General features: G+C 49.7%; 12 protein-coding genes and 1 riboswitch. Of the genes, 3 read left to right on the top strand and 9 right to left on the bottom strand.

The genetic code is table 11. The features are described from left to right. Positions 1-72: 72 nt before the first annotated feature. Positions 73-1,203: an aldo/keto reductase gene (locus VV089_RS12215; RefSeq protein ID WP_334336042.1), complete on the bottom strand. Its 1,131-nt coding sequence runs from the start codon at positions 1,201-1,203 to the stop codon at positions 73-75. A gap of 127 nt (positions 1,204-1,330) precedes the next feature. On the opposite strand from VV089_RS12215, the gene VV089_RS12220 reads away from it, so the two are divergent. Then, positions 1,331-1,870, top strand: a complete 540-nt coding sequence (locus VV089_RS12220) for a MerR family transcriptional regulator (protein ID WP_334336043.1) — start codon at positions 1,331-1,333, stop codon at positions 1,868-1,870. A gap of 439 nt (positions 1,871-2,309) precedes the next feature. On the opposite strand, the gene rseP is transcribed toward VV089_RS12220, so the two are convergent. The 6 genes from rseP to pyrH all read right to left on the bottom strand — a co-directional run bounded on the left by rseP (position 2,310) and on the right by pyrH (position 7,824). Then, positions 2,310-3,350, bottom strand: coding sequence for an RIP metalloprotease RseP (rseP, locus tag VV089_RS12225; protein ID WP_172544091.1), 1,041 nt, complete (start codon positions 3,348-3,350; stop codon positions 2,310-2,312). A gap of 1 nt (position 3,351) precedes the next feature. After that, the gene (locus VV089_RS12230) at positions 3,352-4,494 is read right to left on the bottom strand and encodes a 1-deoxy-D-xylulose-5-phosphate reductoisomerase (RefSeq protein ID WP_334336044.1); all 1,143 of its coding nucleotides are present in this window, start codon (positions 4,492-4,494) and stop codon (positions 3,352-3,354) included. A 67-nt stretch (positions 4,495-4,561) separates the two neighbouring features. Then, positions 4,562-5,386 (bottom strand): phosphatidate cytidylyltransferase, encoded by an 825-nt coding sequence (locus VV089_RS12235; RefSeq protein WP_334336045.1) that lies wholly within the window; start codon positions 5,384-5,386, stop codon positions 4,562-4,564. Continuing rightward, positions 5,387-6,097, bottom strand: a complete 711-nt coding sequence (locus VV089_RS12240) for an isoprenyl transferase (protein WP_442891545.1) — start codon at positions 6,095-6,097, stop codon at positions 5,387-5,389. It lies immediately after the preceding gene. 459 nt (positions 6,098-6,556) lie between these two features. Then, the gene (gene frr, locus VV089_RS12245; protein ID WP_172544094.1) at positions 6,557-7,111 is read right to left on the bottom strand and encodes a ribosome recycling factor; all 555 of its coding nucleotides are present in this window, start codon (positions 7,109-7,111) and stop codon (positions 6,557-6,559) included. 17 nt (positions 7,112-7,128) lie between these two features. Further along, positions 7,129-7,824 carry a UMP kinase gene (gene pyrH, locus VV089_RS12250; protein ID WP_172544095.1) on the bottom strand — a complete coding sequence of 232 codons (696 nt, stop codon included), beginning with the start codon at positions 7,822-7,824 and terminating at the stop codon, positions 7,129-7,131. 270 nt (positions 7,825-8,094) lie between these two features. On the opposite strand from pyrH, the gene VV089_RS12255 reads away from it, so the two are divergent. Together VV089_RS12255 and VV089_RS12260 are read left to right on the top strand one after the other, a co-directional pair. Continuing rightward, the gene (locus tag VV089_RS12255; RefSeq protein WP_334336046.1) at positions 8,095-8,997 is read left to right on the top strand and encodes a radical SAM protein; all 903 of its coding nucleotides are present in this window, start codon (positions 8,095-8,097) and stop codon (positions 8,995-8,997) included. A gap of 97 nt (positions 8,998-9,094) precedes the next feature. Then, positions 9,095-10,348, top strand: a complete 1,254-nt coding sequence (locus VV089_RS12260) for a coproporphyrinogen-III oxidase family protein (RefSeq protein WP_334336047.1) — start codon at positions 9,095-9,097, stop codon at positions 10,346-10,348. A 17-nt stretch (positions 10,349-10,365) separates the two neighbouring features. Here the strand turns inward: VV089_RS12260 and VV089_RS12265 are convergent, their stop codons facing one another. Both VV089_RS12265 and VV089_RS12270 read right to left on the bottom strand, forming a co-directional pair. After that, on the bottom strand, positions 10,366-11,034 hold the full coding sequence (locus VV089_RS12265; protein WP_334336048.1) for a DUF3786 domain-containing protein: 669 nt from the start codon (positions 11,032-11,034) through the stop codon (positions 10,366-10,368). A 21-nt stretch (positions 11,035-11,055) separates the two neighbouring features. Beyond that, complete coding sequence (locus VV089_RS12270; protein ID WP_334336049.1) at positions 11,056-12,405, bottom strand: alanine/glycine:cation symporter family protein; 1,350 nt, start codon at positions 12,403-12,405, stop codon at positions 11,056-11,058. Between the two features lie 143 nt (positions 12,406-12,548). Continuing rightward, positions 12,549-12,659: riboswitch (glycine riboswitch) on the bottom strand. Positions 12,660-12,750 lie beyond the last annotated feature (91 nt).

Consider the following 12,750-nt stretch of genomic DNA (forward strand, 5'->3'; position numbering starts at 1 on the left):
CTGAGAGGTTTTATCATAATCTTTATGGGGATTTAGCTTGTATCCTATTTTTCCCGGCCTTTCACTCCCCCATTATCCCTTAAGCTTCTCTGCAAAATCCGCCATAGCCTCCGAAATCTTAATCCCCTGGGGACAAACCGCCTCACAGCTTCTGCAGCCCACGCATGCGCCCGGCTGTTTCTCCTGCGGTTCTGCGGACAGCGCCATAGGCGCCAGGAAGCCTCCGCCTGTAAAGCAGTGCTCATTATAGAGCGCAATAAGCTTGGGAATCTCCAGCCCCTGGGAACAGTGGCTCACACAGTAATGACAGGCCGTACAGGGGAGCGTCCCTCCAAGAAGGCCGTCTGCAATCTTAAGCAGCGCCTCCGACTCCTGTTCCTCCAGAGGTTCTTCTGTCTCAAAGGTATGTAAATTCTCCGTAAGCTGGGAAAAATCCGACATCCCCGAAAGTACCACTGTCACCTCCGGTATGGTCTGCAGAAACCGGAAGGCCCAGGCCGGTATCTTCTCTTCTGGCCGCAGCGCCAGAAGCTTCGCCTCCTGATCATCCGTAAGCTTCGCAAGCCTGCCGCCTCGCAGAGGCTCCATCACCCATACCGGCAGCTTCCACTCCTTCAAAAGCTCCACCTTCCCCTTGGCATCCTGGAAGTTCCAGTCCAGGTAATTCAACTGAATCTGGCAGAACTCCATCTCAGAGCCGTAAGCCTCCAAAAAGCGCTTCATCACCTCCACACTTCCATGAGCGGAAAATCCCAGATGCCGGATACGCCCTCTCTTCTTCTGCTCCACAAGATAGGGAAAAATCCCATATTTCTCATCCAGGTAAGCATCGATATTCATCTCGCAGACATTGTGGAACAGGTAAAAATCAAAGTATTCTACGCCGCACTTCTCAAGCTGCTTCTCAAAAATCTCCTCCACCTTATCCATGTTGGAAAGATCATACCCCGGGAACTTCGTAGCAAGAAAAAACGTCTCTCTGGGATAAGACGCCAGAGCCCTGCCAATCACAAGCTCCGAATTCCCCTCATGGTAGCCCCAGGCCGTATCATAATAATTAATCCCCTGGGCCATGGCAAAATCCACCATCTCCTTGGCTGCCGTCTCGTCAATCCTGGCGTCATTCCCCTCCAGCACCGGCAGGCGCATACACCCAAGCCCCAGAGCCGACAGCTTCTCACCTTGAAAATTCTTATAAATCATATACTCAAACTCCTTTCCTTCCGTCCCTGATTTGACTGCCTGACATAAAATCTGCTATAATCAAGCCAGTTCTAAACTTTGCTCACATTATACAACTTAAAGTGAACTTTAAGTCAAGAAAAAGATATTGACACAGGTATTGGCGGCCCTAGGGCTGCCAAGTGCAGACAGAATTGTATGTGAACGGTTACGAAAGCGAGGTATCACCATGTTCTATACCGTAGGCGAAATCGCCAGAAAACTAAACATCCCGCCCTCCACCCTGCGCTACTACGACAAAGAAGGCCTCCTTCCCTTCGTAGAACGCTCCAGCGGCGGCATCCGCATGTTCAGCGACAAAGACTTTGAATCCCTCTCTGTCATCGAATGCCTGAAAAAAGCCGGCATGTCCATCAAAGACATCCGGCTCTTCATGGAATGGTGCGCTGAAGGCGACTCCACCATCCCCAAGCGTCTCTCCATGTTCCGCCGCCAGAGAGAGCAGGTCCTCTCCCAGATAACCCAGCTTAAGGAAACCTTAGAGATCCTCGACTACAAAGAATGGTACTACGAAACAGCCGCCCAGGCCGGAACCTGCGCCATCCACGAAACCCTGGATCCCAAAGAAATCCCTGACCGCTTCCGAAGCATTCAGCAAAAATTAAAGAATACCCAGGAAAATCCCTAAAAATGATTACTGCCGGCATTTGACATCTGCAGGGGAATTTGTTACACTAAAAGCATAAAAGGGTGCTGCCGATAGACGGCTGGCCCAGTTCATAGCTTACAAAAAATAGCCGCTAAGTTTGCTGGACTGTTGGGCGGCTATTTTTGTGTCTTATTATCCTTGCTTCCGATGGCGTATCCGAGACCGAAGCAGGTCAGGCATAAGCCAAGCACTGAAATCAATCCTTCAATCGTCAACATCCACTTAGCCCTCCTTTCCCAGATTCCTGCACACAGGTTTCTATGTAATCGGAGGGTCACAGTCCCTCCGCAGAAGGACTAGCCGCCTACCGTTATGGCAGCACCCATAAATACATTTTAACAAAAACGACAGGACAGCACAAGGCCGTCCTGTCATTTTTACATCATAATCCCCAGTTTTGCTTTAATCTACCCGTCCCTCACATCAATATATTCCGAAAATCATTAAACATAACAAAAACCATCAGCGCCATCAGCACCATGAGCCCCACAAAATGCACCATCCCTTCCTTCTCCGGATCAATCCCTCTCCCTCGAATTGCCTCCAGAATCAGAAAAACCAGCCTCCCCCCGTCCAGCGCCGGCAAAGGCAGAAGATTCATCACTCCAAGATTTGCCGTCAAAAGAATCGAGATATAAAGCATGTTCAGCCAGACATAAAAAGCCCCGTCCGCCCGGCTGCTCTCATAAGTATCCCCAATGGCATTCACAATCCCCACAGGCCCGGAAATATCATCTGCGCCTACACGTCCGCCAAAAAGCATTCCCAGACTCTTAATCGTCGTAGAAACCCAGTATTTTACCTCATAAACACTGTACCCAATGGTCTGAAGAATATTCCCCTTCATCCGGATTCCGGATCCCCGAAGTCCCAGATAATACATCCCGTTCTCCGCCTGCTTCGGCTCCAGAGTCACCGTATGCCGCTCCCCGTCCCGTTCGTAGGTCAGTTCTACCGTCTTCCCCTGGTTCATCTGCACATACATGTTCACCTCACGGTAAACATGTATCCGGGTATTATTCATTTTCACAATCCGATCCCCCGGCAGCATTCCGGCCTCCTCTGCCGGAAAATCTTCCGTCAAGGCCACTACCACCGGCGCATCGTACCCAATGCTCCCAATCACAATCAAGGACAAAATAAAAGCCAGAATAAAGTTGAAAACCGGCCCGGCCGCTACCACGGAAATCCGCGTCCACACGGATTTCGCCGCAAAGGAATCCTCCGGAATATGCGTATACTCCGTCCCGTCCTCCCCTTCCATCATACAAGAACCCCCAAAGGGCAGAAGCTTCAGGGAATAACGTGTCTCTCCCAGCTGCTTACTTAGAATCCTGGGGCCCATCCCAAGGGAAAACTCATTTACCCGGATACCTCCTCGTTTTGCCAAAAGAAAATGTCCCAGCTCATGGATCACAATAATCAAGCTAAATATAATAAGTGCCAGTAAGATTTTCAACCTACCACCTGCTTTCAATAAATTCGTAAACTGCCTGCTCTGTCTCCAGAATCTGCTCCACCGTAGGATTTGCCGTCACCTTGTGGGCTTCCATGCTGGCCCCGATGATTTCCGGAATCTCCAGATAGGCAATCTTCCTGTCAAGGAACTTGCTCACCGCCCGTTCATTGGCTGCATTGTACACCGTAGGCATAGAACCGCCCGCTGCCGCTGCGTCAAAGGCAAGCCTTAATCCCGAAAATGTCTCCATATCCGGTTTCTCAAAGGTAATCTCCGTCAATTTCCAAAAGTCCAGACGCTCTCCAGGCAGAAACCTTCGTTCCGGATAATAAAGAGCATACTGAATAGGCAGCTTCATATCCGGTGTCCCAAGCTGGGCCATCACCGCACCGTCCACAAACTCTACCATAGAATGGATAATACTTTTAGGCTGAACCACAATTTGAATATCCTTCGGCTCCACCCCGAACAGCCACTTGGCTTCCATCATCTCAAGCCCCTTATTTACCAGGGTTGAAGAATCAATGGTAATCTTCCGCCCCATAGCCCAGTTGGGATGCTTCAGGGCGTCCTCCACCCGAATATTCCGAAGCTCTTCAAGCTTTTTGCCACGGAAGGGCCCTCCGGAAGCTGTGAGGAGAATCTTCTTAAGCTGTCCCCGGTTTTCCCCCTGGAGACACTGAAAAATAGCACTGTGCTCACTGTCCACCGGAAGCAGGCGCACGCCCTTTTCCTTCGCCAATGGTATAATCATATGCCCGGCAGTCACTAAAGTTTCCTTATTTGCCAGAGCAATATCCTTTCCTGCCTTCATGGCCTCGATGGTAGGAATAATTCCAATCATACCCACAATGGCCGTAACCACAATCTCGGCCTCCGGACAGGTACAGACCTCCACAAGGCCCTCCATGCCCGAAACCACCTTTACATCCAGATCCTTGACTCTTCTTTGCAGCTCCAAAGCGCTCTCTTCGCTCCACACGGCCGCCAGTTTTGGACGGAACTTTCGGATCTGCGCCTCCAGCTTTTCCACATTGGATCCGGCCGCCAGAGAAACAATCTCAAGATCCCCGTTTTCCTCGGCAACCTCTAAGGTCTGGGTTCCGATAGACCCTGTAGAACCCAGTATTGCAATCTTTTTCATCTTCTATCGATTTCCTTTCCGGATGCATATTCTCTTTTGCATCAAAGCATCGAATTATCTTATCTGCCTACAAGCTCAGCAGAGCCATTACAAAAATCACCGGCGCCGTAAAAATCACGCTGTCAAACCGATCCAGGATTCCGCCGTGGCCGGGAATCAAGTGCCCGTAATCCTTGATATCGTGATTCCGCTTGATGGCGGAAGCCGACAGATCCCCAATCTGGGACAACACCGCTCCCACAGCGCAAATCAGAGCACAGGTTCCGGCCCTTTCGCTCATAAAAAAGCTTCCGTACAAAAAGCCCAGAAGCGCCGCGCCGGCCGTTCCCCCAATGGCCCCCTCAATGGATTTCTTCGGGCTTAACACGGGAGCCAGCTTGTGCTTTCCAAGCAGCATCCCTGTCGCATAGGCACAGGTATCGCATCCCCAGGAGCAAATAAAAATCAGCCAGTAGAGGGACATTCCCGCATCAAAAATCTCCGTCATCCGCGTAAGATACAGAAAAGACAGCATAGCCGGAACGTAAATCACCCCGAAAAAAGCCGCCATCACATCCTCAATCCGATATCTTGGAAATGTAAATACATAAATCCCCATAAGTACAAGCAGATATACAAACACAAGAAGGGGCAGGCAGACCAGAGGAATCAGCATTCCCCCGTTTCCAGCGCCGCCCATTCTCACTACAAGCACATAGAGAACCGTGACAGCCACACCCAGAATTCCCATTACATTCCGGCTGATTCCAAACACCCTGGCAAACTCTACGTATCCGATCACCGAGATTAAAAGTGTAAGTGCAAACAAAAAATCTCCGCCCAGGATTCCGGCTGCAATTATAACCGCCAGCAGCACAACACCGCTGACCAGTCTCGTAAAAAAAGCCTTCAACTACGCTTCCTCCTTCACCCCGCCGTAGCGCCTGTCGCGCCCGTTATAGGCTTCAATGGCCTTAATAAGCTCCTCCTTGGTGAAATCCGGCCAGTGAACATCTGCAAAATAAAACTCCGAATAGGCTAGCTGCCACAAAAGGAAATTGGACAGCCGCTGCTCTCCGCTGGTCCGGATCAAAAGATCCGGGTCCGGAATATCTGCCGTATCCAGATAGGATGTGAAGATCTCCTCGGAAATATCCTCCGGCTTCAGCCTGCCGTCCGCCTGATCAGCCGCCATCTTTTTCATGGCACGAATCATCTCGTCCCGGCTTCCGTAATTGATGGCAATCTGGAAGTTTAGGCCGTCATTGTTTTTCGAAGCCTCCTCAAGCTGTGCAATCCGCTCCTGGATATCCTCCGCCAGACCGGACTTGTCGCCGATGACCCGGACACGCATATGATTTTTCTCCGCTGTTTTTAAGCAGGTTTTCATATAATTGCGCAGAAGCTTCATCAGCGCAGCTACCTCGTCCTGGGGGCGTTTCCAGTTTTCTGTGGAAAAGGCATATACGGTCAGATACTTGATGCCCATATTCCAGGCCTCCCGGCAGATGGTCTCCACATTCTTGCTTCCCTGGGCATGGCCGTAGTTCCTGGGCATCCCTTTTGACTTCGCCCAGCGGCCGTTGCCGTCCAAAATAATCGCCACGTGCTGCGGTATCTTCATAATCGTCTCCTGTTTCAGATTGTTCTCATTCATTTGTCCTAAAGGGCTCTCCTTGGCTTAACTTTTACCCCACAGTGCCATTCGGAAAGCTTGCGTTTTCCTCATTCGCGGGCTTCGTCCCCCAGGGGACCTTCTCGCCCTAAAGGACTCTCCTTGCCCTATGAAAACTGCCATGATCAAATTTGTCTGCAAGCAGACAATTTGCTCCTGTCAGTTTTCGCACTGCTCTTTTCCTTGGCTTAACTTTTACCCCGCAGTGCCATTCGGAAAACTTGCGTTTTCCTCATTCGCGGGCTTCGCCCTATGAAAACTGCCATGATCAAATTTGTCTGCAAGCAGACAATTTGCTCCTGTCAGTTTTCGCACTGCTCATTGACATCGCGCAAAAAAAGGGGCTGTAACAAAAGTTGTATTTCCTGTTTTTGCCACAGCTCCCCCATTCACTTTCTCTCATAAGCTCTATACGGTCAGAATCTCCTTGGACTTCTCGTCCACAGCCTTGTCAATATCGGCAATGTATTTGTCTGTCATCTTCTGAACCTTGGTTTCCAGATCTTTCTGATCATCCTCGGAAATCTCTCCGGCCTTGTTCAGCTTCTTCAGATTCTCGTTGGCATCCCGGCGGATATTGCGGACAGCCACCTTGGCGGCCTCACCCTTCTTCTTCACATCCTTGACCAGCTCTTTTCTGCGCTCCTCCGTAAGCTCCGGGAACACCAGACGGATAATGGAACCGTCGTTGGTGGGATTGATGCCGATATCGGAGGTAAGTATGGCCTTTTCAATGGCCTTTAAGAGACTCTTCTCCCATGGCTGAATCTGCAGCATACGGGGCTCCGGCACGGAAATATTACCCACCTGCTGTAAGGGAGTGGGCGTTCCGTAATAGTCCACGCGAATCTTATCCAGTACATGGGGATTGGCCCGGCCTGCCCGGATGCTGATAAACTCCCTCTGCATGGAATCATAGGACTTCGTCATCTTCTCTTCATACACTTTTAATCTCTCATCCATGGTAAATACCCTCCGCTTTATACTGTAATCTTTGTTCCGGTAAAATCTCCCTTTACCGTATTGATAATACTATCCTTCTCACCCAGGCCGAATACCATCATGGGCATCTTATTTTCCATGCACATAATGGAAGCCGTCAGATCCATCACCGCCAGACGCTGATCCACCACATCAGAAATGGAGATCTCGTCATACTTCACCGCATCCGGATTCTGCTTGGGATCGCTGTCGTAAACCCCGTCCACAGCCTTAGCCAAAAGAATCACATCTGCCTCAATCTCAATGGCCATAAGCGTTGTGGTGGTATCCGTGGAGAAATAGGGATGGCCCGTTCCTCCGGCAAAAAAGGCAACGCAGCCGCGGTTCAGCCGCTTCAAAGCGCGATCCTTGGTAAACAGCTTTGCAAAGCCAGCACACTCAAAGGGCGTAAATACCTCCGTCTCCATACCCACCGAACGGAAAATCTCAGATACATAGATACAGTTCATCACAGTAGCCAGCATTCCAATCTGATCCGCCTTCGTCCGGTCAATATTCTCACTGGTGCGGCCTCTCCAGAAGTTACCGCCGCCGATGACAATTCCCACCTGGATACCGTCATCTACCAGAACCTTTACCTGCTTTGCCACACCGATCACAGTGGCCTCATCAAAGCCCGTATGCTTCTCCCCTGCCAGGGCCTCGCCGCTCAATTTCAACAATACTCGTTTCATAAAATCGGGATCTCCTAAACTCTTCAAATTAATAAAATGTTCCCCTCACTAACGCTCATTATACTATGAATCGAAGATTCATAGTCGTCATTCGCCGTTCGCCGAATATGCAGGCATACTCTTCTCACTAACGCTCATTATACCATATTTTCAGAAAATTTCAATGAAAGAAACAAACATTTTTTCTGGTATCCCTTTTAGGGAAAATGAGTTATAATCATTACATTACAAGATACCTTCCAGATATGCCCCTTCAGACAAGGAGAACTTATGAAACTGTCGTCTTTTCTCTATTTCGCCAAGTTCGGAATCAAAACAGTGCTGCTGCGAAAAAAGGATCCGATTCTCGGAACCATAATCCTGACGGACAAGTGCAATTTAAAATGCAGGCATTGTTCCGTGAATAACATTACAGCCGTGATTCACCCCTATGAGCAGATCAAGCAGGAAATGAAGCTTCTTTATGAGATGGGCGTGCGCATTCTATTCTTCTGCGGCGGCGAAACCTTTTTGTGGCAGGACAGCGGAAAAAACCTGCGCGATCTGGTGGTTGAGGCCAAAGAGGCAGGATTTTTGATCGTCAATGTAGTTACCAACGGCACATTTCCCATTGATTTGCCGGAGGCGGATCTGATTCTTCTCAGTCTCGACGGGAATCGGGAAAAGCACAATCAGATTCGCGGCAATACCTACGACACCATTATCAACAATATTCAGCAGGCCTCTTCCGACAACATCTGCTTTTACATGGCAATCAATCAGATCAACAAAGATACGATAAAGGACGTATGCCAAAAAGCAATGGAGCTGTCCAATGTCCGGGCTGTCTCTTTTAACTTTCATACGCCTTACCCAGACACAAAGGAACTGGCCTTAAGCCGTGAGGATAAGGCCGGCTGCTGCGCCGTAATCGCCCGGATGATGAAGGAAGGCGCGCCTGTCTTTAATCTGAAAAACGCATTTCCCTACTTAATCAACAACACCTTTCCCACCCCCTGCCGCCAGTGCGTGGTTATGGAAAACGGAAGGCTCAGCATCTGCGGCCGCTGCATCGACGTCCCGGATCTGTGCAGCCAATGCGGCTATTTCTTCGCAGCGGAATACACCCTTTTGTTCCGCGGCAATGTGAAAATCATCTGGGAAATGCTGCGGACATACTTGAAGTACATATAAAGAAGTTTCGTACAGGCGCATGCTTTTTGCGGCTGGAAAGGGATTTCATACAGGCGCATTGAGAAGGATATTACGGTACTAAAATGGAGAACACACTATGGGCACAATTACGAATTTAACACGAATGTGGCTGACCCGCTCCCGGAAACCTTTTGTATTTACGAATGAATTCGATCCGCAGCTCCCCTTCGAAGCCTGCGAAAATCTGGGGCTGTACGTCCATATCCCATTCTGCAGAAGCATCTGCAATTTCTGTCCCTATTGCAAGGTTACATATTCCAAAGATTTATGCAGCCGCTATCTAGACGCCCTCTTAAAAGAAATCCATATGACCGGGGAACAGACAGATACTAAGAAACGTGTCACCAGTCTGTATTTCGGCGGCGGAAGTCCTGCCCTTGCAGCAGAACGCCTGCCCGAGATCATAGAAGCAGTCCGGCAGCATTTTATCATATCAGAAGGGATCGGGGTGGAGCTGCACCCAGAGGATGTGACCGTTCCTCTTTTACAGAAACTTAAAAATGCCGGCGTGACAAAAATCAGCATCGGCATACAGTCCTTTCAGAAAAAATACCAGACACTTCTGGGGCGCAGGAGCATTGACCTTCCTGCAATGCACGGCGCTTTAAAAGCTGTTGCCTTTGAAACGGTTTCCATGGACTTCATCTTTGCCCTGCCCAATCAGACCTTTGCAGATCTGAAAACGGACATAGATACTGCCTTTCATCACGGAGCCAATCACATAGCCATCTATCCTTTTATCGACTTCACCTTTACAACAAGCTCGCTAAAGGCTATGAAAAAGAAAGAAAAATACCGGCTGCTCAACAAGATTACCGGCTACTGTCTGGAACAGGGGTACACACGCACCTCCATCTGGACCTTTTCCAGCGAAAAAAACGCCCGCTACTCCTCCATGACAAGAGACAACTTCCTGGGCTTCGGATGCTCCGCCACCACTCTCCTGCAAGAGCAGTTCAAAATCAATACCTTTTCCGTCGAGGCCTACTGCAGCCGGATTGACCGCAGGCAGCTTCCGACTTCCCTGACACTCCGGTTTTCTCTGCGTCAGAGAATGGTGTACTACCTCTTCTGGACCGCCTACAGCACCCAAATAAACGAGGCAGATTTCGAACGCTTCTTCCGCACTCCCTTGAAAAGGATGTACGGATTTGAGCTTACCCTGGCAAGGCTTCTGGGCTTTATCAAAAAAGAAGGCCCTCTTTACCATATGACGCTAAAAGGGGCCTTCTATTACCACTACTATGAAAACTTCTATACCCTGGCCTACATCGACAAAATGTGGGGAATCATGCGAAAAGAAGCCTTCCCAAGCCATATAGAGCTGTGAGCATACCTTCACAGCCTTTATGCAAAGGGCCTCTTCACATCCGAAAGCCCGGCCTCCTCCACCAGCCTTCGAAAAAGATCCGCAGCCACGCAAACCACCGTCTCCTCATGGAGAAAATCCGTAATATCCCCGTCAAACAAAATATTCGCCTGCGCCGGAAACTCCTCATCCCCGTCCCAGAACACCACTACAAGCGGCATACAGTCAAAGGCCAGAATCCGATACCCCACGTCCCCCTGGGAAACAGCCTCGCCTCCAAGGGCAATACAAGCTCTCCGAAGAGCCTCCGCCTGCCCGTCAAAGGCCTTAGCCAAAGGCTCCAGAATATTTCTCCGGAAAGCTCCGTCAAAAGGCGCCGCCCGCTTCACCTGGCGAAAGGGCACAAACTCCCCGCTTACCCTTGCCTCCGGCTTCGAGTAATAAAATAAATGGTAAATCGTCATCACCGTATGAAACCCCAGCTCCCGATCCGGATCCGAAACCAGAGTCAGCATACCGCTCTCCTTATCCAAACGGTATTTCTCATGGAAGTACGTAATATAACGGGCTTCCTCATCACATTCCAGTCCAAACTGCCGTTCCAGAACATCATGCTCCAGATCCCGATAAATCTTCCGCCATTTTTCACAGAGCATTATATAATTATCGGTATTCTTTTCTTCACCGTTTAGAAAACTAGTTCTCATCAAAACCCCCCAGGCTATACTTTATTTCCCAAACTTCTTACAAATATTCACTACCACGCCGCCAAGCGCCAAAAGCGCCAGTGCATTGGGAATTACCATGAGACCGTTAAAAAAATCCGCCAGCTCCCACACCAGATCCACCTTCAAAGTAGAACCAACCACAATAAACACCACCACAATCAAGGAGTACACCTTCACAGCCTTGGCCCCGAAGAGGTACTTCACATTCACCTCTCCAAAAAAATGCCAGCTCAAAATCGTAGAAAAGGCAAAGAACAGCAGACACACAGCCACAAAAATATCCCCAAAGCCATGAAAGCTCGTAGAAAAGGCCGCCTGCGTCAAGGCAATTCCGTCCTCGCCCGTGGACATAGCCCCCGTCGTCAGTACGGAAAACACCGTCAGATTCAACACCACAAAGGTATCAATAAATACACTGATCATAGCCGTCAGGCCCTGCTCGTGGGGATTCTTTGCCGTTGCCCTTGCATGGGCATGAGGCGTGGAACCCATACCTGCCTCATTGGAAAACAGTCCTCTCGCCACACCGTAACGAATCGCCTCCCTCACCGTAATGCCTGCCGCCGCACCTGCAGCAGCCTGAGGCTGAAACGCACCTACAAAAATCATACGGATAGCCGCCGGAAGAGCCGTAATATGTAAACAAATCAAAATCAGGCTTCCCACAATATAGACTCCCGCCATAAAAGGAACCATCTTCTCTACCACCGCCGCCAGGCGCTTCGTACCGCCGATAAACACAAAAAACGCCAGAACCGCCAGAATCACGCCAATCACCACCGGCGACAAATTAATATTCCGTGCCTGAAATACCCCTGCAAAGGCCGTGCCAATGGAATTGGACTGCACCATATTTCCCATAAAGCCCAGAGCCAGAATAATAAACACTGCAAACAGCCCAGCCAGAGCCTTTCCAAAGGTTCCTTTAAAAGCCTTACGGATATAATAAACCGGGCCGCCTGTAACCTCCCCGTTCTCCGTAGTTTTATACTCCTGAGCCAGGGCAGCCTCCCCATAAATCGTAGCCATTCCGAAAAAAGCGCTCACCCACATCCAGAAAATGGCCCCAGGCCCGCCGGAAATCAGGGCCGTAGCCGCTCCCGTCAGATTTCCTGTTCCCACCTGCGCCGCAATGGCCGTCGCCAGAGACTGCAGAGGCGTCATCTCCCCATGCTCACGCTTCTCTCCATTCAGCTTAAAATGCCCGAACACCAGACGGCATCCCTCGCCGAACTTACGCACCTGAATAAACTTCAGACGCACCGTAAAATAGATCCCTGTTCCGCACAGAATGATCAGAAGCACATAGCTCCACATCACTCCATTCGCACTCTTCACAAATTCCAACATGATTTTTCCCTCTCTTTTCCTAATTGTGATATCCTATGCCCGGCCTGCGGACCGCCCAGGCACAACCAGTTTTGCAAAAGCCAAACTTTGCACAAAAATAAGAGCCGATTTACCATCAGCCCTCCAAAGAGTTAGAACATCTGCACTTACGCCCTGTCCTTTTGCCTGAGAGATAGACAGCCCTCCCATTCCAAGAGAAGAACTGCGTTACACCTTCGGCGCTCACTTAACTGAGACTCTCCAGAGTTTGTCAATTTTTGTCCGACAGAAGATATCATAGCACAATCCCCCCAAAAGCGCAATCTTTATTTACTGCAAATGGCAAATTTGCAAATGGCAAATTGA

The organism is Candidatus Merdisoma sp. JLR.KK011 (genome assembly GCF_036941125.1).
In the GTDB taxonomy this organism is placed as follows: Bacteria; Bacillota; Clostridia; order Lachnospirales; family Lachnospiraceae; genus Laedolimicola.